General features: G+C 68.2%; 19 protein-coding genes. 15 read left to right on the plus strand and 4 right to left on the minus strand.

The genetic code is table 11. The features are described from left to right. Genes Q9K23_RS12860 through Q9K23_RS12880 form a run of 5 tightly spaced genes read left to right on the plus strand, consistent with a single transcriptional unit; the run spans position 1 to position 5,224 of the window. The gene (locus tag Q9K23_RS12860) at positions 1 to 1,098 is read left to right on the plus strand and encodes an ABC transporter ATP-binding protein (protein ID WP_053777268.1); all 1,098 of its coding nucleotides are present in this window, start codon (positions 1 to 3) and stop codon (positions 1,096 to 1,098) included. 39 nt (positions 1,099 to 1,137) lie between these two features. Beyond that, on the plus strand, positions 1,138 to 2,712 hold the full coding sequence (locus Q9K23_RS12865) for a thiamine pyrophosphate-binding protein (protein WP_020793142.1): 1,575 nt from the start codon (positions 1,138 to 1,140) through the stop codon (positions 2,710 to 2,712). Then, a complete protein-coding gene (locus Q9K23_RS12870; RefSeq protein ID WP_020793141.1) occupies positions 2,709 to 3,686 on the plus strand; it encodes a C-terminal binding protein in 978 nt (325 codons plus the stop codon). Before Q9K23_RS12865 ends, Q9K23_RS12870 begins: the two co-directional genes overlap by 4 nt. Beyond that, positions 3,667 to 4,605 (plus strand): DMT family transporter, encoded by a 939-nt coding sequence (locus Q9K23_RS12875; RefSeq protein ID WP_053777267.1) that lies wholly within the window; start codon positions 3,667 to 3,669, stop codon positions 4,603 to 4,605. Before Q9K23_RS12870 ends, Q9K23_RS12875 begins: the two co-directional genes overlap by 20 nt. Positions 4,606 to 4,633: 28 nt before the next feature. Further along, on the plus strand, positions 4,634 to 5,224 hold the full coding sequence (locus Q9K23_RS12880; protein WP_305950143.1) for a TetR/AcrR family transcriptional regulator: 591 nt from the start codon (positions 4,634 to 4,636) through the stop codon (positions 5,222 to 5,224). Between the two features lie 45 nt (positions 5,225 to 5,269). On the opposite strand, the gene Q9K23_RS12885 is transcribed toward Q9K23_RS12880, so the two are convergent. Both Q9K23_RS12885 and Q9K23_RS12890 read right to left on the minus strand, forming a co-directional pair. Continuing rightward, complete coding sequence (locus tag Q9K23_RS12885; RefSeq protein ID WP_020792411.1) at positions 5,270 to 6,346, minus strand: TIGR03857 family LLM class F420-dependent oxidoreductase; 1,077 nt, start codon at positions 6,344 to 6,346, stop codon at positions 5,270 to 5,272. Positions 6,347 to 6,451: 105 nt separating this feature from the next. Next, positions 6,452 to 8,185, minus strand: coding sequence for a PEP-utilizing enzyme (locus Q9K23_RS12890; protein ID WP_053777265.1), 1,734 nt, complete (start codon positions 8,183 to 8,185; stop codon positions 6,452 to 6,454). Between the two features lie 274 nt (positions 8,186 to 8,459). Between Q9K23_RS12890 and Q9K23_RS12895 the strand changes: the two genes are divergently transcribed. Next, positions 8,460 to 9,260, plus strand: coding sequence for a 5'/3'-nucleotidase SurE (locus Q9K23_RS12895; RefSeq protein ID WP_082365870.1), 801 nt, complete (start codon positions 8,460 to 8,462; stop codon positions 9,258 to 9,260). 111 nt (positions 9,261 to 9,371) lie between these two features. Here the strand turns inward: Q9K23_RS12895 and Q9K23_RS12900 are convergent, their stop codons facing one another. Both Q9K23_RS12900 and Q9K23_RS12905 read right to left on the minus strand, forming a co-directional pair. Beyond that, positions 9,372 to 10,001 (minus strand): MarR family transcriptional regulator, encoded by a 630-nt coding sequence (locus tag Q9K23_RS12900; protein WP_053777264.1) that lies wholly within the window; start codon positions 9,999 to 10,001, stop codon positions 9,372 to 9,374. Continuing rightward, positions 9,998 to 11,578 carry an AMP-binding protein gene (locus Q9K23_RS12905; protein ID WP_020792090.1) on the minus strand — a complete coding sequence of 527 codons (1,581 nt, stop codon included), beginning with the start codon at positions 11,576 to 11,578 and terminating at the stop codon, positions 9,998 to 10,000. The genes Q9K23_RS12900 and Q9K23_RS12905 overlap by 4 nt, the downstream gene beginning before the upstream one ends. 165 nt (positions 11,579 to 11,743) lie before the next feature. On the opposite strand from Q9K23_RS12905, the gene Q9K23_RS12910 reads away from it, so the two are divergent. The 9 genes from Q9K23_RS12910 to Q9K23_RS12950 all read left to right on the plus strand — a co-directional run bounded on the left by Q9K23_RS12910 (position 11,744) and on the right by Q9K23_RS12950 (position 20,935). Further along, complete coding sequence (locus Q9K23_RS12910; protein WP_020792089.1) at positions 11,744 to 12,943, plus strand: cytochrome P450; 1,200 nt, start codon at positions 11,744 to 11,746, stop codon at positions 12,941 to 12,943. After that, positions 12,940 to 14,394, plus strand: coding sequence for an aldehyde dehydrogenase family protein (locus tag Q9K23_RS12915; protein ID WP_053777263.1), 1,455 nt, complete (start codon positions 12,940 to 12,942; stop codon positions 14,392 to 14,394). Before Q9K23_RS12910 ends, Q9K23_RS12915 begins: the two co-directional genes overlap by 4 nt. Next, positions 14,391 to 15,218, plus strand: coding sequence for an SDR family oxidoreductase (locus tag Q9K23_RS12920; RefSeq protein WP_020789827.1), 828 nt, complete (start codon positions 14,391 to 14,393; stop codon positions 15,216 to 15,218). The genes Q9K23_RS12915 and Q9K23_RS12920 overlap by 4 nt, the downstream gene beginning before the upstream one ends. Positions 15,219 to 15,231: 13 nt before the next feature. Further along, positions 15,232 to 16,716 carry a pyruvate, phosphate dikinase gene (locus Q9K23_RS12925; RefSeq protein ID WP_020789829.1) on the plus strand — a complete coding sequence of 495 codons (1,485 nt, stop codon included), beginning with the start codon at positions 15,232 to 15,234 and terminating at the stop codon, positions 16,714 to 16,716. Further along, a complete protein-coding gene (locus tag Q9K23_RS12930) occupies positions 16,713 to 17,426 on the plus strand; it encodes a TetR/AcrR family transcriptional regulator (protein ID WP_020789833.1) in 714 nt (237 codons plus the stop codon). The genes Q9K23_RS12925 and Q9K23_RS12930 overlap by 4 nt, the downstream gene beginning before the upstream one ends. Next, positions 17,423 to 18,454, plus strand: coding sequence for a ferredoxin--NADP reductase (locus tag Q9K23_RS12935; protein ID WP_020789826.1), 1,032 nt, complete (start codon positions 17,423 to 17,425; stop codon positions 18,452 to 18,454). Before Q9K23_RS12930 ends, Q9K23_RS12935 begins: the two co-directional genes overlap by 4 nt. A gap of 228 nt (positions 18,455 to 18,682) precedes the next feature. Next, positions 18,683 to 19,426 carry a hypothetical protein gene (locus tag Q9K23_RS12940; RefSeq protein ID WP_020789825.1) on the plus strand — a complete coding sequence of 248 codons (744 nt, stop codon included), beginning with the start codon at positions 18,683 to 18,685 and terminating at the stop codon, positions 19,424 to 19,426. A gap of 121 nt (positions 19,427 to 19,547) precedes the next feature. Continuing rightward, entirely contained in the window at positions 19,548 to 19,994 is a 447-nt protein-coding gene (locus Q9K23_RS12945) for a hypothetical protein (RefSeq protein WP_020789823.1), read from the plus strand. A gap of 41 nt (positions 19,995 to 20,035) precedes the next feature. Continuing rightward, entirely contained in the window at positions 20,036 to 20,935 is a 900-nt protein-coding gene (locus Q9K23_RS12950; RefSeq protein ID WP_020789834.1) for a hypothetical protein, read from the plus strand. Positions 20,936 to 20,940: the final 5 nt, after the last annotated feature.

The raw sequence follows: 20,940 nt of genomic DNA on the forward strand, positions 1-20,940 counted from the left end.
ATGACCACCACCGATTTCACCGTGCCCACCACCGCCACCGGTCACGGATTCATCAACCTCGAGCGCGTCCGCAAGACCTACGGCTCCGCCGTCATCCTCGACGACGTGAACCTCTCCATGCGCGAAGGCGAGTTCGTCACCCTGCTCGGTGCCAGCGGCTCCGGCAAATCCACCCTGCTCAACATCATGGCCGGCTTCGTCAAGGCCGACTCCGGATCGGTCACCGTCGACGGCGTCGACCTCACCCGTGTCCCGCCGCACCGTCGCGGCCTCGGCATGATGTTCCAGCACTACGCCCTGTTCCCGCACATGAGCATCGCCGACAACGTCGCCTACGGCCTGCGCCGCCACGGCTTCGCCAAGTCCGAGATCCCCGGACTGGTCACCGAGGCGCTGACGATGGTGGAGATGGCCGACTACGCCGACCGGCGCCCGAGCCAGCTGTCCGGCGGTCAGCAGCAGCGCGTCGCCCTGGCCCGGGCGATCGTCTACAAGCCGCGGGTGCTGCTGATGGACGAGCCGCTGGGCGCGCTCGACAAGATCCTGCGCGAGCAACTCCAGCTCGAGATCCGTCGACTCCACCGCGAGATGGGTATCAACTTCGTCTTCGTCACTCACGACCAGCAGGAGGCGCTGACGATGTCGGATCGTATCGCCCTGCTGCGCAACGGCGAGATCCTGCAGCTCGGAACCCCCGAAGACCTCTATCAGCGCCCCAACTGCCGCTACACCGCCGAGTTCATCGGCGTGTCGAACTTCTTGAGCGGCAAGACGACCCGTGACGGATTCGTCGAGGACGGCACCGGCCGGACCCTCGCCGTGGGGGCTGCCGCCGCCGACGGCTCGGCGCTGATGATCCGCCCCGAGGACCTGCAGGTGCACACCGCGGCCGGCGACGTGCCCACCGGACTCAACCGGGTGACGGCGACGGTCACCGACTGCGTCTACCTCGGCAGCGACCAGACCGTCATGGCGCGCACCGACACCGGCGTGGAACTGGTCGCCCGCACACCCGTCGGGCGTGGCGACGACCGCATCCGAACCGGCATGAGTGTCGAACTCGCCTGGAACAAAGAGGATTCCCGTGTCCTCGACTGATCGTCCCGACCCCTCGAACCACAGCAAGAAGGTGACTTTGTGATCACGACCGGAGGCGAGGCGCTGGTCCGCGCACTCGCCGCGCAGGGAGCCGACACCGTGTTCGGTATCCCCGGAACCCACAACCTCGGCGCCTACTCGGCACTGGAGCGGGTCGGGCTGCGCCACGTCCTCGTCCGCCACGAGCAGGGCGCCGGCTATGCCGCCGACGGCTACGCACGCTCCACCGGCCGCCCCGGCGTCGTCCTGACCACCACCGGACCCGCCATCCTCAACGCGGTATCCTCTGCGGCACAGGCCTATTCCGACTCGGTCCCGGTGTTCTTCGTCTCCCCCGGGATGCCGTCGAACCACCCGGGCTTCGGTAACGGTCTGCTGCACGAGATCCGGGACCAGACCGCGTCGATGGCCGCCGTCGTGCACCGCGCGGTCCGGGTGTCCCAGGTATCGGAGATCCCCGCTGCCGTGGCCCAGTTGTGGGGCGAGATGATCGACGGCCGTCCGCGTCCGGTCTATCTGGAGATCCCGCTCGACCTGTTCGACGTGACCGCCGAGATCGACGACTACCCGCGTGCGGTCACCGCACAGCACGTCGCCGCCGACGACGCGATCGAGCGGGCCGCCGCGGCCATCACCGCGGCACAGTCGCCGATCGTGGTGGTCGGCGGTGGCGCGGGCTCGGCGTCGGAGCAGGTGACCGCCCTCGCCGAACGGATCGGTGCGCCCGTGCTGACCACCACCAACGGCAAGGGTGCGGTCGCCGACGACCATCCCCTGCTCGTCGGTGCGGGCGTCCAACACGCCTGTGTGCGAGCACTTGTCGAATCGTCGGATCTGCTGGTGGCGATCGGGACCGAACTCGCGCCGGCCGACTGGTGGTACGGACAGCCCACCATCTCCTCGATGGTTCGGCTGGACATCGACCCGGCCGGGATCCACGCGAACCGGGCCGCCGACGTCGCCGTGCTCGGCGACATCGCCGACTCGGCACCGCGACTGGCCCGACGTCTCCCGGCCCGCGACACCGCGACGACCATCGACGAGATCCGCGCGACGATCACCGCCGAGGCCCGGGCCACCGGCGCCACCTGGGGACCGCTGGTGGATGCACTCGTCGCGGCGACACCCCGCGAGACCGTGATCGCCGCCGACAACGCGATGGCCGTCTATTACGGCACCCTGTCCAACTGGCCGCTGCACCGGGCACGAAGCTTCCTGTTCCCCACCGGCGCAGGAACTCTCGGCTTCGGTCTGCCGGCCGGGATCGGCGCCAAGGTCGCCGACCCCGACGCCCCGGTGATCGTGATCCAGGGTGACGGCGGAACCATGTTCACCGTGGCCGAACTCGCGACGGCCGCCGAACTCCGTCTGCCCCTTCCGATCATCGTCGTCGACAACGGCGGATACGGTGAGATCCGCAACGAGATGGCCGACCGGGACGAACCGGTCCACGCCGTCGACCTCGGCCACCCCGACTTCGTCGCCCTCGCCCGATCCGTCGGCTGTCACGGCGTCGGCGCGCAGGAACCCGACGACGTCGCCGCGGCGGTCGTCGAAGCCCTGAAAGCCGACCGTCCCACCGTGATCCACGTCCGAGAAGGAGCCCGCGCATGACCGCCGTGGACAGCCGCCCGCTCGCGGTCTACACCGACATCGTCGACACCGATCCCCGCCCGGGTATCGACATCCTCGAACGATCCGGCGTCGCCACCCGCGTCATCGGATCCGCCGACCCCGAGGTCATCGCCCGGGAGGGGGCCGGTGCGCACGCACTGCTGCTCGGCTACTCCCCCATCACCGTCGAGATCCTCGACGCCCTGCCGGACGTGAAAATCGTTGCTGCGCAGTCGGTGGGGACCGACATGATCGACGTCGACGCCTGCCGTGAGCGCGGCATCTGGGTGACCAACGTCGCCGGTGTGGCCACCCAGGAGGTCGCCGGGCATGCACTGGCCCTCACCCTGGCCCTCGCCCGCGGGATCGTGGCGCTCGACAACGATGTCCGCGCCGGACAGTGGGACGGCACCACCGTGCCGATGCGGCGCCTGTCCAACCTGACCGTGGGAGTGGTCGGCCTCGGCCGGATCGGGGCGGCCTACGCATCCATGGTGGGACCGCTGGTCGAGGGCGTCGTCGGCTACGACCCGATGGGCAGCGCCGCCGGAGTCGAGCAGTGCACGCTGGACGAGGTGTTCGAGCGGGCCGACGTGGTGAGCCTGCACCTGCCGTCGACGCCGGAGACCGACGGCCTGGTCGATGCGCGGCGACTGGGCCTGATGAAGCCCGGCAGCATGCTGGTTAACGTGAGCCGCGGCAGCCTGATCGACGAGCAGGCCGTCCTCGACGCCCTGGACAGCGGCCGGCTCGCCGGTGCCGGGCTCGACGTCCTCGCCGAGGAACCGCCGAACCCGGATCATCGGCTCATCCGCCACGCCCGGACCGTCGTCACCCCGCACGCGGCCTACATCTCCGAGGCCACCATGGACGCCTATGTCGAGGTCCAGGCCCGCAACGTCGCCCTCGTCCTGACCGGTGACGATCCGACGCACGTGGTGCTGGAGGGCACTCGTGGTCGGACGAACCGCTGAGCGAGGTCTGACGGGTTCGTCACCCACCGGCGGCGGCGCGGCATGGGCGGCACCGCTCGTGCTCGTCGCCGTCGCCGCGGCGTGGGGGCTGTCGATCGGGCTGTCGAAGGAACTGGTCGACAGGCTGCCCGTCGCCGACTACCTCGCGGTCCGGTACACGATCGGCGTGGCGATCCTGATCGCCCTGTGCCCCCGGGCGGTGATGGGAATCCGGGGCCCCGAGCTCCGCCACGGCGTGGTCCTCGGCCTGCTGTTCGGGCTCGCGCAATACATCCAGTTCGAGGGTCTGTCACGGGCATCCATCGTGGTCGCCTCGTTCCTGGTGTCGCTGTATGTGGTGTTCACCCCCATGCTGCTGGCGATCGCGCGTCGGCGCCGACCGTCGCGGGTCACGGTGATCGCGGCCGCGGTGTCGCTGGCGGGCGTCGCGTCGATGGCCGTCCGCGGATGGTCGTTCGGGATCGGCGAGGCACTCACGGTGCTGTCGGCACTGATCTATGCGCTGCACGTCATCTGGGTGGCCCGCTGGGCCACCGCCGGGAAGGCCATCGCCATCTCGGTGGTGCAACTGGCGGTGCTGAGTCTGGTGTTCACCGTCGCCGCCCTGCCCGGCGGGTTCTCGCTCCCGACGGGCCCCGACTGGCCGGCGATGATGTACCTCGCGACGATCGCGGGCGTCGCGATCGTGGCCCAGGTGTGGGCGCAGACCCGGATGAGTGCGGAGTCGGCGGCCATCATCATGGTGCTCGAACCTGTATGGGCATCGGTCTTCGCCGTGGTGTTGTGGAGTGAATCGCCCGATCTGCGCACTATCGTCGGAGGTGCGCTCGTCGTGGCGGCATCGGTGCTGGTGGTCGTCGCGTCGGCGCGAGTTCGGCCCGGGGACAGAACCAGCCGCGAGACCCTTAGCTGTTCATGACGTCGACGAACGACACGAGGAGAAGAGTATGGCGAGGCCCAATGTGGAGGCTGTTCGCAAGGAACAGATCCTTCGGTCGGCTCTGCAGCAGCTTTCCGAGCGGGGTGTGGTGGGGCTGCGGGTGTCCGACGTCGCCAAGGGTGCGGGGGTGTCCGGTGGGATCGTCCACTACTACTTCGACACCAAGCTCGACCTGATCCGGGCGGCGTTCGAGGAGAACGCGTCCCAGTCGCTGGAGCGCCGCGCGGCCATCTTCGCCGACGAATCCGCCGACGTCCGGACCACGCTGTACGACCTCATCGACACCTATCTCCCCGCCGACGAGACCACCCGGGAGTCATGGCGGGTCTGGATCGAATGGTGGGCCGCAGCGCAACGCGACGAGGCCCTCGCCGATGTGCACAACCGTGCCTACGAGGTGTGGGCGCAGCGCATGCAGGCGGTGTTCGATCGGGTCGACGGGGCCGACCCGGAGACCTCGCGCACCAACGCCCACACCCTGATGGCGCTGCTCGACGGCCTGACCATCCAGGCGCTGATGGGGTCGTCGGTGATGTCGATCGATCACATGCGACAACTGTGTCGCCACACCGTCGACCTGCTGCTCGGGGATTGCTGAGGGGTACGCGGCCCGGCCCTCGGCGCCGGTGATGGGCGCCCGATCTCAGTGGGCGCCGAACTCGCGGACCGTCGATGCGAGTTCGTCCGGGGTGGCGCCGTGCATGATGACGCCGTCGACGCCGAGGTCGAACTGGGCGCGAACCCCGGCCGCACACTGCCGTGGCGACCCGGTGGCCGCACACGCGAGCCAGTCGGTGGGGACGACCTCGCCGAGTCGTTGGAAGGTCTCGGCGTCGCCGACGGCGTCGGCCCATCCGGACAGACCGCCGACGACGTCGGACTCCCGAAACCTCGTCAGCAGGGCCGGATCCCACCGGTTCGTGGACACCATGAGGTCTCCGTAGAGCTGGAGGTAGGTGGCCAGTCTGCCGACAGTCCGTCGTAGCCGTGTCTTCTCGTCGAGCTCGTCGTCGACGGTGGCCAGGCACGACCACACCTGCACGGTGTCGGGGTCGCGTCCGGCTCGTGTGGCCGACTCCTTCACGGTCTGTACCGCCCGCGCCGTGGTCTCGTCGGAGAAGAAGGTGTGGAGTACGACCACGTCGTAGGACCGCCCTGCCATGGCGAGGGTTGCGGGTCCGAAAGCTGTTGTGGCAAGCGGGATGTGCTCGTCGAAGGTCGAGTCCAGCTGCATACTCGGGAAGTGGCCGAGTGCCCCGGAGTACTCCGAGATCTTCTCGCCGCGCCACAGTCGCCGCATCAGCTGGGCGAACTCGTCGAGTTGGGCGGTGGTGGTCTGGGCCAGGCCGAGACCCGCGATCTGTGGTCGCAGTCCGCGGCCGACACCGAGGGTGAACCGACCGCGGGTCAGCCGGTGCATGGTGGTGGCGAATGCGGCGGTGACGGCAGAATGACGGGTGTTGATGTTGGTGGCGGCGGTGGTGATCCCGATCCGGTCGGTGGCCGCACCGGCGGCGCCGGACAATGCGCACGCCTCCTTGACGTTGAGCCGTTCGGAGATGAACGCCCGGCCGAGTCCGAGGTCTTCTGCGCGGGCGAGCTCGTCGAGCATGATGCGCGGGTCCGATACGTGTCCGCCCAGGGTGTAGAAGCCCAGCCGCTCGGTTCCGATCGCGCCGCGGTCGTCTGGGGAATCGTGGTGAGATCTGTTCTCGGGCAAGTTTTCTGCTCTCTCAGGTCCGAGTGGTGGTGGCCGTCGATCCGATGGGAACGGCCGGCCCCGAGAGTGGTCATCGGGGCCGGCCGGGCTCACATCGCCGGGCGATCAGATCACGGTGACGGTTCCGGTGGTGCCGTCGACCTCGACGGTGGCGCCGTCGGCGATCCGGTGCGTCGCGTCGGTGGCCGAGACCACGCAGGGGATGCCGAGTTCGCGGCTGACGATCGCGGCGTGGGAGAACGGTGCACCCACGTCGACGACGACAGCGGCGGCGGCGACGAACAGGGGCGTCCAGGACGGGTCGGTGATCGGGGCGATCAGGATGTCGCCGGGCTCGAGCGCCGAGGGGTCGTCGGGGCTGGTGAGGACGCGGGCCCGACCCCGAGCGGTGCCGCCGCAGGCGGGGACGCCGGTGATGATCTCGCCCGCCGATGCTGCGGTGACCGTCGATTCCGACCGCAACGGCCACTCGCCGGGCGGCGGCGGGGTGCCGTCCACGACGAACGGCGGCTTGCGGTCGAAGAGGTCGAGGTAGACCCGCTCGCGCTCGACCAGCGTCTCTCGGTAGGACGCGGGATCGGCGAGGAATCCGGGCAGCTCGTCGGCGAACACCATGAACACCTGTCGGGGCGAGTCGATCGCCCCCTTCTCGGCCGCGCGTCGACCGAGTTCGAGTGCGGGCAGGCGCAGTTCGTGGATCACCATCGCGGCGGTGGTGCGGCCGCGTTCACGCCCGCGCATCCACAGCGCCGAGGCGTTGAGGACGGCCTCGAACTGTGCGGCGACCTCGGCGTCACCGGCCACCATCTCGCGGATGGCGGCCGCCGAGGCGTCTCGCTGGGCTGCCCGTTCGGCCGCCTTGGCCGCGGGGGCCTCGTCCGCGGAGACGTTGCGCATCCGATCGATGGTCGCCAGGGCCAGATCGGGATCGACGCCCCAGGTGATCGCCCGGATCTCCCATTCGGCGGGCCCGCGGAAGTCCCAGTCGGAGAGGAAGGTGTCGAGTTGGGCGGTGAACGCGGCGACGGCCTGTGACTCCGATGCCCTGAGTTTCGCGTACAACCCCTTGGTGCCGGCGTCGAACAATGCCGCGACATCGGGATGCGCGGCCGTGCGACTGAGGTCCCACATCTGCAGTGACGGACCGGCGGAGTCGACGTTGCCGAGCCCGGCGACCAGGGTGAGTGCCTGCTCGGGTCGGCCCACGGCCTCGGCGAGCTGGGCGATCGCGCCGAGCCCGACCCCACACTTGAGACTGGCCTCGATGTGGTGCTTGAAGAGCCTGCGGAGCAGGGTCTCGAAGGAGTTCATCCGGGCGACGAGCTCGTCGTCGGACAATGCCGAGAGGTCCGGCCGGGTGCGCCGGATCTCGTCGACCTCGACACGATCGGCGTCGTAGGCGGCGAGATCTGTTGCACCGAGGACCTGTTCGGCGAGCCAGGCCCCCGCCTTGGCCTCGAAGGCGGGGTCCTCGTCGAAGTCGCGTTTCTCGCTCTCATAGCTCGGGATTCCGGGCATGTCCCCGAAGTACTGCAGATCGACGGCTTCGGCGCTCATCCCCGGCACCCGCACACCGAACAGCCGCATCAGCGACATGTTGATGTAGAGGTAGCTACCGAATGCGGGCAGCACATTGAACGACACCGACTCGTCGTAGAGGTCGTCGTCCCACACGCCGCAGGCCACGAAGGCATCGCGCCATCCGGGTTCCAGGGTGTGCTGGAACCCGAGTGAGGCGTTCAACGGGGTGATCGGGTCCGGGAAGATCTCGCCGACATTGGCGCGAGAGTAGAGCGGGAAAATCGTCGAGGTCTCGTTCGAGATCGGCCAGGCGGTCATGTCCGGGCGTCCTTCCAGATAGTCACGGGCGAGCGGTCCGATCGTGGCGACCGCATCTGCGTGCAGGCGCTCCGCCGAGCGGCGGTTAGCGAACTGTGTGTCACATTATTATGTGATGTCACTCACGATGTCAACCGTCCCGGACGGCAAAGATGGCCGATGGGCTGGAGCTTTATCCGTCCATGGGTCAGGCCACTGGACACAGATGTGATGAATGAGTCACTATTTCGGGAGACGGTCAGGTACTGGTCTGCTCGTCGAGAGGAGAAATCTGATGCGAGTGCTGGTCACCAACGACGACGGATACGACGCCGATGGACTGATTGCGGTGGCGTCTGCTCTGCTCGCCGCCGGCCACGACGTGGTGGTGGGGGCGCCCAGTTCCGAGCGCAGCGGGAGCGGGAGCTCGCTGGGCACCATCGAGGACGGCGCACAGATCCCGATGACCGAGCACCGGCTGCCCCAGCTCGGCGACACCCCGGTCTTCGCCCTGGACTGCCCGCCGGCCCTGGCGACGGTCGCCTTCTGCGCGGGCGCCTTCGGGCCACGGCCCGAGTTCGTGGTCAGCGGGATCAACGTGGGTCACAACACCGGCCGGTCGATCCTGTTCTCCAGCACCGTCGGCGCTGTCCTGGCCGCCCGGGTGGCCGGGGTCGGCGGTCTCGCGATCAGTTGCGGCTTCGCACCCCATCATCGCCATGACACGGCCGCCGCGGTCGCCGAACGCCTCGTGGGATGGATGGATGAGGCTCGCGCGACCCGGATGACGTTGAACGTCAACGTCCCCGACATCGACTTCGACGATCTCCGCGGTATCCGGGTGACGTCGCTGGCTGGCAAGAGCATGTTCACCCTGCGCCTGTCGCGCAACGAGCACGGGCTGCTGATCAACCGTGACGAGCGGCAGGCGGGATTCCGCGAAGGCACCGACAGCGCTGCCGTCGCCGACGGATACGTCTCGGTGTCGGCGCTGCGCGGCGTCGACGCCGACCCCGATGTCTTCACCGGGACGAGCGCCGACGGACACCCCACGGTGCCGCTGACCGATGCACTGGGATTGGCCCGTCAACGCTGAGTCATGGTGCACTGACCGAGAATTCGAGCCGCCCATCACCTGTGATGGGCGGCTCGCCTGGTGTCCGGAGACCTCTGGTCGGTGCTTACCGGACGCGGACCGGTCGGGGGGTCACTCGTCGCCGGCGCCGCGCTCACGTCCCGACGTCAACAGCAGATCCTGGTGGAGTTCCATCCAGATGTCGTGGTAGCTGTCGTACATCGGGCGGGCGAACGCCGCGGTGTCGCCGGCACGGACCTTGTCGAGCGCGGCGGTCAGGCGGTCGCGGTAGCGGCCCAGACGGGGCACCTCGCCGCCGACGGTGTCGAGGGCGGCGCGGACCTGCTCGTGGACGGCTTCGAGATCGGCGACGACGGCAGCGTCATAGCTGTTGTCGTCGTGGTCGTTCGGTGCTCCGTCGGGCCGGACCTGCCACGCCGCACACACCTTCTTGAAGGTGGCGTTGATCGGGCCGAAGGCCTCGTGGAATGTCTCCGTGGCCGCCAGGGCCGAGCCGTCGAGCGCGAAGGCCGGGGCCAGGCGCTCATGCGCTTCCCGACCGGCCGGGGTCATCATGGTCCCGGACACGCGGCCGGCATCGCGCCGGATGACCAGTCCGGCGTCGGCCAGCCGGTCGATGGTCGACGTCAGGGTCGCGGCGTCCAGGCCGGTCAGTGCCGCCAGCGCCTCGTCGTTGGCGAGACCCTTGACCTTGAGGGCGTGCAGGACGTCGAACTCGACGTCGGAGGTCTCGGTGCTCATGCTGTCTCTCCTTGCAGTGGTGTTTCTGATTGTGTTGTCCGGGAGCCGGATTCGGTTGCTGGTGCGAAACGATCGACCAGGGCACGCTTGTCGAGTTTGCCGGTGGGCAGTCGGGGCAGGTCCGTGGTGAACTCGACCGACCGGGGCGCCTTGAAGTGTGCGAGGTGCGCGCGGGCGTGGTCGATCAACTCGGCCTCGGTCACCGCGGCGCCTGCACGGATCTCGACGACGGCCTTCACCGATTCGCCGAACTCGGCGTCGGGGACGCCGATCACGCCGACATCGGCGACGGCGGGATGGGCGATGAGTGCCGACTCGATCTCCTCGGGATAGATGTTCACCCCGCCCGAGATGATCATGAATCCCCGCCGCCCCACCAGGTAGAGGAATCCCTCGTCGTCGAGATATCCGATGTCGCCCATCTGTTTCAGCGGCCGCGGCGGATCAGCGGGACCCGGATCGGCGGGGGCGGTGGCCTCGAAGCAGACCGTGCCCTGGACTCCGGCCCCGACGTCGGCGCCCGCGGAGTCGGTGATGTGCACGCGGACCGCACCCAGGGGCCGGCCCACCGACCCCGGATGCGCGCGTGCCTCGAGCGGTGAGATGTAGGTGTGGCCGTAGCCCTCTGAAGCCCCGTAGTACTCGTGCAGGATCGGACCCCACCAGTCGAAGATCGCATCCTTGACCTGGGGTGGGCAGGGTGCACCAGATGTGAACGCAACGCGGTGGTGTGGCGAGAGTTCGATGCGTTCTCGCTCCGGCAGACGCAGCAGGCGGATCAGCATCGTCGGCACCCACTGTGAGTGGGTGACCCCGTATCGGGTGATAGCGTCCATCGCCGCGGCGGCGTCGAATCGCTCCATGCACACCACCGTGCCGCCGGCCGCCAACGTGATCAGCTGAAATGTGAACGGGGCGGCGTGATAGTTCGGTGCCGGTGAGAGCAGCACCGAGTCGGCCCCGACGCCCAGTTTGTCGACCAGACCCGAGTGCCGACGTGGCGCCTGCTCCGGATGGATGCCGAGAAGTGGCTGGGCGAACCGTTTGGGCCGGCCGGTGGTGCCCCCGCTGTAGAGCACCCGTGCCCCCAGCAGCTCGGTGTCGAGCGGCTCGGTCGGCTGACCGGCGAGGGCGGCCTCTAGTCCGATGACCCCGCCCGCTCCGTCCCAGACCGTTTCGTCCCCGCCTGCGTCACCGTCGGCCACCACGATCACCGGCGGGGTCTCGTCGTCGCCGACTGCCGCGACCACCTGGGCCACGAGTGCCACGCTGGTCACGATCGCGGCCGGACGGTCCTCCCGGATGAGTGCGGCGAGCTCGGCGGGCTTGAGATGCCAGTTCACCGGGGTCACGTACAGGCCGCTGCGCATCCCGGCGGCCACCGCGACCGGCCAGGCCAGATTGTTCTCCATCACCAGCACCACCGAGTCGCCCGGCGCGACGCCCTGCGCATGCCAGAATCGAGCCAGTTGGTTCGACCGGCGATCGAGTTCGGCGTAGGTGAGGCGCTCCCCCGAGCCTGCCATCACGTAGGCGACGGCGTCGGGACGGTCACGCGTTGTCGACGGTGGGTACACGTCACTCCTGATTGCGAATCGATAGTCGCATTGCGGTTCCTGGACCCGATCACCTATTGGCCCAGGTAGGCAATATCAGACTTTTCTGTTCTTGTGGTTCACAACACACCATAGACTATGGTTTAGTGAAAGTGCAGTCGCAAACCAGAGTTCATTGGAGATGACATGACCATCGCTGACGACATCGATCTGATGGATCTGCGCCCCTTCGCGGCCGGCGTCGACCACGATCTGTTCGCCCGGCTGCGCGCCGATGACCCGCTGCACTGGAACCCCGAATCCGACGGCCCCGGATTCTGGTCGGTGACCCGCTACGAGGACATCAAGACGGTGGCATCCAATGCCGAGGACTTCACCGTCACGCACGGTACCCAGATCGCCAGCCGCCGCGCCGAGGGTGAGGGCGCCCGCAGCATCCATCACGTGGATCCGCCCGAACACGGAAAGCTGCGCGGGATCGTCACCCCGCACGTGCGGCCGGTGAAGCTCAAGGCGCTCGAAGGTGACATCGCCGCGGTCATCGACGAGCTTCTCGACGCACATGCCGGCGTGGGTGAGATCGACTTCGTCGCCGCCGTCGCCTCCCAGCTGCCGCTGGTGATGATCGGCCGCCTGCTCGGGGCCCCGCTGGCCGACTGCCCGAACCTGCTGCGCTGGACCAATCAGATGGCCAGCGAGGACCCGGACTACTCCGAGGGGCCGGAGACCGCGGTCAAGGCGCGTGACGAGGTGTTCGACTACTTCCGCGGACTGGAGCGACTGCGCCGGGAGTGCCCGGCCGAAGACCTGGTCAGCGTGTTGACCGCCGCCGAACTCGACGGTGTGCCGCTCACCCGCGGCTACCTCGACGCCTATTACCTGATCCTGATGGTGGCCGGCAACGAGACCACCCGCAATCTGCTGTCCGGCGGCGTCGACGTGCTGGCCGAGAATCCGCAGTGGTGGGACTTCATGCGCGAGAACCCGGCCAAGATCAGAGTTGTCGTCGAGGAGATGGTCCGGTGGATCTCCCCGGTGCTGTCCATGCGCCGCACCGCAACTCACGACATGGAGATGCACGGCAAGACGATTCGCGAGGGCGACAAGGTCGTGATGTGGTTCTGCTCGGCCAACCGTGACGAGCGTGTCTTCGAGGATCCGCAGACCTTCATCGGCAACCGCTTCCCCAACGAGCACCTCGGTTTCGGGTGGGGTGCACATGCGTGCCTGGGCGCCAACCTCGCCCGGATGGAAGCACGCCTGTTCTTCACCCGCGTCATCGAACGCGGTCTGCAGATCGACGTCCTCGACCGGCCGAACCGGTTGCAGAGCAACTTCTTCCGTGGAATCAAGACCCTGCCGGTACGCATCGAGGCCCGCCGATGAGCGCATCCGGAGTCCCCGGTTCCGTCCTCGCCCTCGACGACGCCCCGGCCGCACTGATCGCCGAGCGCGTCGTCACCGGGGGTGACCCGATCGGTGTCGTCGACCCGTTCACCGACCGGCAGATCGGGGTGGTCCACCAAGCCGGTGCCGCCCTCGTGGACGAGGCGGTCGCCACCGCGGTGGCCGCCCTGCCGGGCTGGTCGCGCACGCCGGTGGCCCGGCGCGCGGCGGTCCTGCGGGCCACCGCCGACCTCGTCGAACACCACGGCGCCACCATCGCCGCCACGGTGACGGCCGAGATGGGCATGCCGACGACCCTGGCGGTGGCCACCCAGCACGTGCTGCCGGCCGCGGTCCTGCGGGCGACCGCCGATGCCGCCGAACGCTTTCCCTGGCAACAGGTCACCGACGGGACGATCATCCGTCACGTCGCCGGTGGCGTCGTCGCGGCGATCACCCCGTGGAACATGCCCGTCCACCAGATCGTCGCCAAGGTCGCATCGGCGGTGGCCGCCGGATGCACCGTCGTCCTCAAACCGTCGGAGGCAACACCGTTCGACGCGGCACTGGTTCGGCGCTGCTTCATCGAGGCGGGTCTGCCGGCCGGTGTCCTCAGCATCGTCCACGGCACCGGATCGGTGACCGGACAGGCATTGTCGTCGCATCCCGACGTCGCACACGTCTCCTTCACCGGCAGCGTCCGGGGCGGACAGGCGGTGGCGGCCGCCGCTGCCGCATCGCTGTCGCGCACCACACTGGAGCTCGGTGGGAAATCACCCGCGGTGGTGCTTCCCGACGCCGATCTCGACGCGGTGGTGCCGCGGGTCCTGGCCTCTGGACTCGTCAACTCCGGGCAGGCCTGCAATGCGACCGGCCGACTCGTCCTGCCCGCCGCGCACGCCGCGCGTGTGGAGGCGCTGATCGCGCAATCCCTGGATCGGCTGGTGTTCGGTGACCCGACCTCGCCGGAGACCACACACGGCCCGCTGGCCTCGGCGGCACATGCCGAACGCGTGCTGGGCCACATCGGTCGTGCCCGACGCGACGGCGGGCGCGTGGTCGCGGGAACAGGTGAGCAGCTCGCCATCGGTGCGTCGCGGTCGTTCATCTCACCGATCGTCGTCACCGATCTCGCCGCGGATTCTTCTGCGGTGCAGGAGGAGATCTTCGGTCCGGTGCTGGTGGTGCAGTACTACCGCGATGTGGAGGAGGCGATCGAGGTGGCCAATGACAGTCGGTACGGGTTGTCGGCGGAGGTGTGGTCGGCCGACCGGGACCGCGCGATCGACGTGGCGAACCACCTGGAGGTGGGCCAGGTCAAGGTCAACGGGGTCCGCACCCGTGAACGGCCGACGGCCCCGTTCGGCGGGATCAAATGGTCCGGGCACGGGCGCGAACTGGGAACCGTGGGCATCGCCGAGTTCACCGAGATCATGGCGGTGATGGCATGACCGACTCCGTATCCGTCGGACGCACCGTGGTGATCACCGGCGCGGCATCGGGCATCGGCCTGGCGCTCGTCCGCCGCATCCTCGACCGCGAACCCGACACGCAGATCGTCGCCGTGGACATCGCACCCTGCCCCGAGACGCGGGCCCAGTCGGTCCGATGTGACCTGTCCGATCCCGAAGCCATTGCCGGACTGGAACTTCCCGAACACATCGATGCACTCGCCAATGTGGCCGGTGTCCCCGGCACCGCACCTGCCGAGACGGTGCTGGCGGTCAACACCCTCGGTCTGCGGACGCTGACGTTCCGGGCCCTCGAGCACATGGGCGCCGGCGGGGCGATCGTCAACGTGGCATCGCTTGCCGCACACCGCAACACCCTTCCCCACGAGGACATCGTCAGCCTGCTCGAGGTCGGCGATCGCGACGAACTGCGCGCCTGGCTCGGCCGGACGCGGCTCGACGGCCCCGCCGCCTACGACAGCTCCAAACGTGCCGTGGTGGACTGGACCGTCGCATTGTCGGCTCAACTGCAGCCCCGGGGAATCCGGGCACTGACGGTGAGCCCGGGCCCCACCGAGACCCCGATCCTCACCGATTTCGAGGAGTCGATGGGTGTCGACGCGATCGCGCGTTCGGCCTCACTCGTCGGACGCCATGGCAGCGCGGCGGAATCGGCCTCGGTCATCGACTTCGCGATCGGCCCCGCCGCGGCATGGGTCAACGGGATCGACATCCCCGTCGACGGTGGACTCACCGGTCTGCGCGCCGCATCCATCCCTCTCCCCCTGTCCCGGCCCCGAGCTCGGGTCGATCTCACCGAGTGAAAGGACCACTCTCATGACCACATCTCCAGTCCTGGCCCTGGACGGAACCGCACCGGCCGACCGGGAACTCCTGGGCGGCAAGGCCTACAGCGTCAATCGCATGCGATCACTCGGTCTGCCGGTGCCACCGGCGTTCGCCATCACCACCCCGGTCTGTGCCCGATTCCACGAGGCCGGCGGCACCCTGCCCGCCGAGGTGTGGGAAGGCGTCGTCGCCGCGCTGCACGTGCTCGAGGAACAGACCGGCAAGACCTTCGGGAAGGGCCCCTTCCCGCTCTTGGTGTCGGTGCGATCGGGTGCGGCACAGAGTATGCCGGGAATGATGGACACGGTGCTCAACCTGGGTCTGACCGAGCAGCTGACCGCCGAACTCGCCGCGGCCACCGGGGATCCGGAGTGGGCGGACGACACCTGGAAGCGCTTCTGCGCCGGTTACGGTGAGATCGTGCTGGGTGACGCCACCGCCGCCCCGCCGGCGGACCCGTTCGACCAGCTACGGGAGGCGATCGGCGCGGTGTTCCGCTCGTGGACCAACGACCGCGTCACCGCCTACCGCAGGCATCACAGTCTGGGCGAGGGCGGCGGAACCGCGGTCACCGTGCAGGCCATGGTGTTCGGCAACCGGGACGGGGAGTCGGGAACCGGAGTGGTGTTCAGCCGCGATCCCGCGACCGGAGATCCCCGGCTGTTCGGCGAATGGCTCTCCCGGGCGCAGGGTGAGGACGTCGTCTCGGGTGAACGCACGCCGGAGACGATCGACCGGTTCCGGACCCATTCACCGGCCTTGCACGACGATCTCGCCGCGATCGCGACGACCCTCGAAGCCGAGCACCGTGACCTCGTCGACATCGAGTTCACCGTGGAGAGCGGCACTCTGTACATGCTGCAATGCCGTTCGGGTAAGCGTTCGGCACGTGCGGCGGTCCGCATCGCCGTCGACCTCGTCCGCGAGGGCCTGATCGGTCGGGCGGAAGCAGTGGAGCGGATCAGTGCCGAACAGGCGCAGACGCTGGCACGGCAGAGCACCGCAGACACCGGCGCCGAGCTGCTCGCGTCGGGGATCGGTGCCGGCCCCGGTGCTGCCGTGGGCGTCGTCCACACCGACACCGACGAGGCGTGTGCCGCCGCGGCCCGCGGGGAGAAGGTGGTCCTCGTCCGCCCGTCGACCTCGCCGGCCGATGTACCCGCCATGTTCGATGCGGTCGCGGTGGTCACCGAGGTCGGGGGCACCACATCCCATGCCGCACTGGTGTGCCGCGAGATCGGGGTCCCCTGCGTGGTGGGCTGCGGAACCGGACTCTCCGAATCGCTCGCCGGACAGACCGTGACCGTGGACGGTTCGACCGGAAAGGTCTATGCCGGTGACGTTCTCAGCACCGAGTCCACCGCCGACCAGTACGTGGAGGAACTGATGTCGTTCTTGCCGCCGTCATTGCCCCCGGAGCATCCGCTGACCGCGCTCGTCGCCGCTCGTGCACTGCAGGATGTGACCCGATGAGCCCCGAATCAGGTTCGGATGCAAGTGTTCACGACGGCATCGACGCCGCGTACTCGGCTGCCGGGCTCCTCGAGCACACCACGACACCGACGAAACGGGCGAACAAACGTGGCGAACAGACCCGGGATCGACTGGTGAAGGCCGCCACCGAGTGCTTCACCGAGTACGGGTACACCCGCACGCGGATCTCCGACATCACCCACCGCGCCGACATCTCCCAGGGGAACTTCTACCGCCACTTCGTCGGCCTGGACGACATCTTCCTCACCGCGCTGCGCCCCGCGCTGCAGGAGCTGGCCGAGGCGCGGCTGCGACCGGACCGGGCACACGGAGAACTGCAGTCCCTGATCGAGGTCAACACCACCTATCTGCAGTCGTATGCGCGCAACCGCAACATGTTACGGCTCCTGCGTGAGGCGGCCGCCGCGAGTGAGAACCGTGGCTTCCAGCAGTTGTGGCTGAACCTACGCGGCGACTTCGTCCGCCGCACCCAGCGCTGGCTCGACCGCCTCGTCAGCAGCGGCACCATCGACAGCTGCGACACCGACCTCCTCGCCGAGACCCTGGGCTGCGCCACCGAACAGATGGCCTACATCCACGTGGGCCTGCCGGCGAGTACCCCGCGGCGCGAACGAATCGAAGCCCTCGGCACGGTACTCGGAGAACTCTGGTACCGGGCGCTCCCCCTCACCACCAGGAGTCGGCCATGAGCCAGACCGGCAGCGAAACGCTGGAACGCACACTCGGCGTGGACGTCACGGTCGACGGTGTGGTCGACGAGACCGCGGAGGCCCGCACCATCCGGCTGGCCTTCCCCGAGTCGGTCGACTACCGGCCAGGGCAGTTCGTCACCGTCCGGATCCCCAGCGAGCGCACCGGATTCGTCGCCCGCAGCTATTCGCTGAGCACCACACCCGGCATCGACGAGCTCCCCGCCATCACCGTCAAACGAACAGTCGACGGCTATGGGTCGAACTGGTTGTGCGACAACGCCACCGCCGGAATGACCCTGCACATGATCCCGCCGTCGGGGGTGTTCACGCCGCGTGCCTGGGACCACCCGCTGCACCTGTTCGCGGCCGGTAGCGGGATCACCCCGGTGATGTCGATCCTCCGATCGGCGCTCGAAGAACACGACAGTCCGGTCACGCTGTTCTACGCCAACCGAGACCGTGATTCGACGATCTTCGCGGCGGCGATCGACGATCTGGCACTTCGGTTCTCGGACAGACTGACCGTGGTCCACTGGCTCGAATCCGAGCGCGGGCTACCGACCGCGGACGCCGTCGGCGAGGTCGTCACCGAGGCGGCCGGCGAAGCCTTCATCTGTGGTCCGGCGCCGTTCATGGATCTCGTCGAGCAGGTCGTACGTGACCGGGGAATGCACCGCGACAGCATCCACGTCGAACGGTATGTCTCGCTGACCGGCGATCCGTTCACCCTTGCCGCACCCGCTGAGAGTGCCGGCGTCGAGGTCAGCGTGTCGATCGACGGAACGGTGCAGACGGTCCGGTGCGGGACGGACACCGTGCTCCTCGACGCTCTGCTCGCCGCCGACATCGACGCCCCGTACTCCTGCCGCGAAGGCGACTGCGGGTCGTGTGTGGCCCGGCTGACCGCGGGAGAAGTCGACCACGGCAACGGAATAGCCCTCGAACCCGAGGACATCGACGACGGCTACCTGCTCACCTGCCAGGCCACCCCGCAAGGCGGCGACATCGCGATCGAGTTCGACTGAACCCCGCACCCCGCGACGTCCGGCAGGATGCCCTGCGGTTGTCGGGTGTGCCGGATGATGCGATCGGGGATGTCGTGTTCCCGGAACCGGGTTTGTGAGTACCCCTACCGGCCGCACCCGACCTCGTTGGCACCCGCGAACACCTCGCCGTACACCATCATGCAGTGATCGTCCCGGTTGTTAAACTCTGGGCATTCAGGGGACGGTCGGGCGACGACGGGGGCTGAGGTGGGTATCACCGCCAAACAGTGGCGTGAACTGGCGATCGGGGCGGCCGAGGTTCTGGGTGACGAGTGGGTGGTTGCCGGTAAGGGTGCGTCGACGCGGCTGGTGCGGGTGAAGGTCGGCTGGTGGTTGCAGTTCGTGGGATATGAGAACACCCGGCTGGGCAGGTTGGTGGCCCCTATCTCGTTTCTCGGTCGTCCACCGTGTGCAACGGAGATGGGCGACAAAGGTGCGGTCAGTGATCGCTTCGTGATGCCGGGTGAGGATCGTGCGCGGAAGTTCGAGCATCTGCAGACTCCGGATGCGCTCGCGGAGTGGATATGGACGGTGACCCGGGAGCGCTCCGACCAGGTCCCGGAGTTGCGGGAGGAACTGACCAGGTTGGAGGCCCGCAAGGTTGACATCGGGGACGATCCCGTCCTTCGCTTCGCGGGACGGTCACTGCAATACCTGGTGTCGTTGCGGGTGGTGTGTGGGTCGCGCTCGCGGGAGGAGTTTGTCGCCGACATCGACGAGATACTGGGTGACAAGTTTCTGGAAGGCCACGGGATGTTGGCGTCGACGCGTAAGGAGCCACGCACATATCAGGCGTACTTCACCGCGTTGCGTGATGCGGTGGCCGGTGGTGACCGCGGTGTGGTGGAGACGGTGATCGATGACGCCCGGCAGGATGCCCTGCGGCTACTGGGCGTGGCGGATGATGCGATCGGGGATGTCGTGTTCCCGGAACCGATGGTGGCGTTGTGAGTACGTATGGCACGGTCGTGATCGCCGATGTCGTCGACGAGGCGGCCGCAGCGGTGGTGGAGAAACAGTTCCGATCGGTATTGGGTCGTAGGTATCAGAACCCGGGCGGTCATCGTTGCCGATGTCGAATCCGTTGGACGACACCGAGATCGACGTGGATCCGGGTGATTCATCGGTTCGGGTGTCGCTGCTCGTCGAACGCGTCGTGGTCGGTGACCTGGCCGGCGACGTGTTCGCCGGTGTGGGTGCCGGGCGTGCAGTGCTGTGCGAGGACGGCGACGAGTGGGGTGTCACCGTCTCGGGGTGGCGGCTGTCGACCGGCGTGGCCGAGTGTGTGTATCGGGCGTATGTGCCCGCCGATGCGGAGGACGTCGACGAGGACGCGTCGAGTCGGGTGGTGGCGGGTCCTGGGCCCGCTGGGGCGCTGGCGGAGCTGTTCGGGGTCGACGGGGAGCCGGTGCGAGAGCTCGATGCCGATCCGACGACCATTCGTGACGGGATCGGGTACATCGCCGATCCGTTCCTGCCGTGGTTGCACAACCTCGAGTTGGACTGGCCCGAATTCTGACCGGCGGGAACGGTCACAGCTCATCGAGCATCGGAGGAAAGATGGCAGAGTCGTATTTCGGCACCATCGGCGAGCCCACGTTCGAGGTGTCGCCGGACGGCGGGTTCACCGCCTATGACCTGCTGTTCGAGGGGACGGACGGTCAGATCTGGTCATATCCCTATCCCTCGGAGGGCTCACTCGTCGACGCCGACGGCGAGCCCGCGGCACACTCGGTGCCCGCAGGCAGGATCGGCCCGATCGGGCCGGGCATCACCGGTGAGCAGTGGCCGCGAGATCCCCGGACCGGCCTGCCGATGCTGCACGCGATCACCCTGTGGCTCCCCGAGCCCTACCGGCGCCGCGGACCCGATCTCGCGGGGATCGCGCTGTTCCAGGGCGTGGGCGAGGGACCCGAACCGATCGAGCGAACCGACGAGACCGACCCGTTCATCGCCGACCTCCGCCGGCATCGCCCCCACCCCGAACAGATCCTTCTCACCGACATCCTGGGCTGCCACTTCGCGGTCATCTGGCTCACCGCCGACGAGTTGAGCCGATGCGGCACTCCGCCCGCCGACTGCCGACGAGACGGCGAACACCGGGTCTATCTGGGCGACCCCAATGCCTGGGACCACGACCATCCCGAGATGCTCGTGCGACTCACGGTGCGGCGAGACGATCCCAACGTGGGCATTGCGCCCGTCGATATCTTTGGCGCAGACACGAATTCATCGTGCTCGCCCTATACCGATCCCTTTGGGGACGACGACTATCACGAGTGGGCCGATCGGCTCCAGGCCAACAACCACCTGGGCGGAACCCTGTTCCCCGCACAACTGGTGCCGGACGGGCTGACCCCGTTCTACCTCGATCTCGTCGAGATCAGCGGGATGAACATCGGCAGCGGATCCCTTCAGTACGATCTGGAATCCGGTGTGTTCGACTGGTCCTGCTCGTAGCGGTT

It is taken from the genome of Gordonia sp. NB41Y (genome assembly GCF_030718915.1).
Taxonomy (GTDB): Bacteria; Actinomycetota; Actinomycetes; order Mycobacteriales; family Mycobacteriaceae; genus Gordonia; species Gordonia desulfuricans.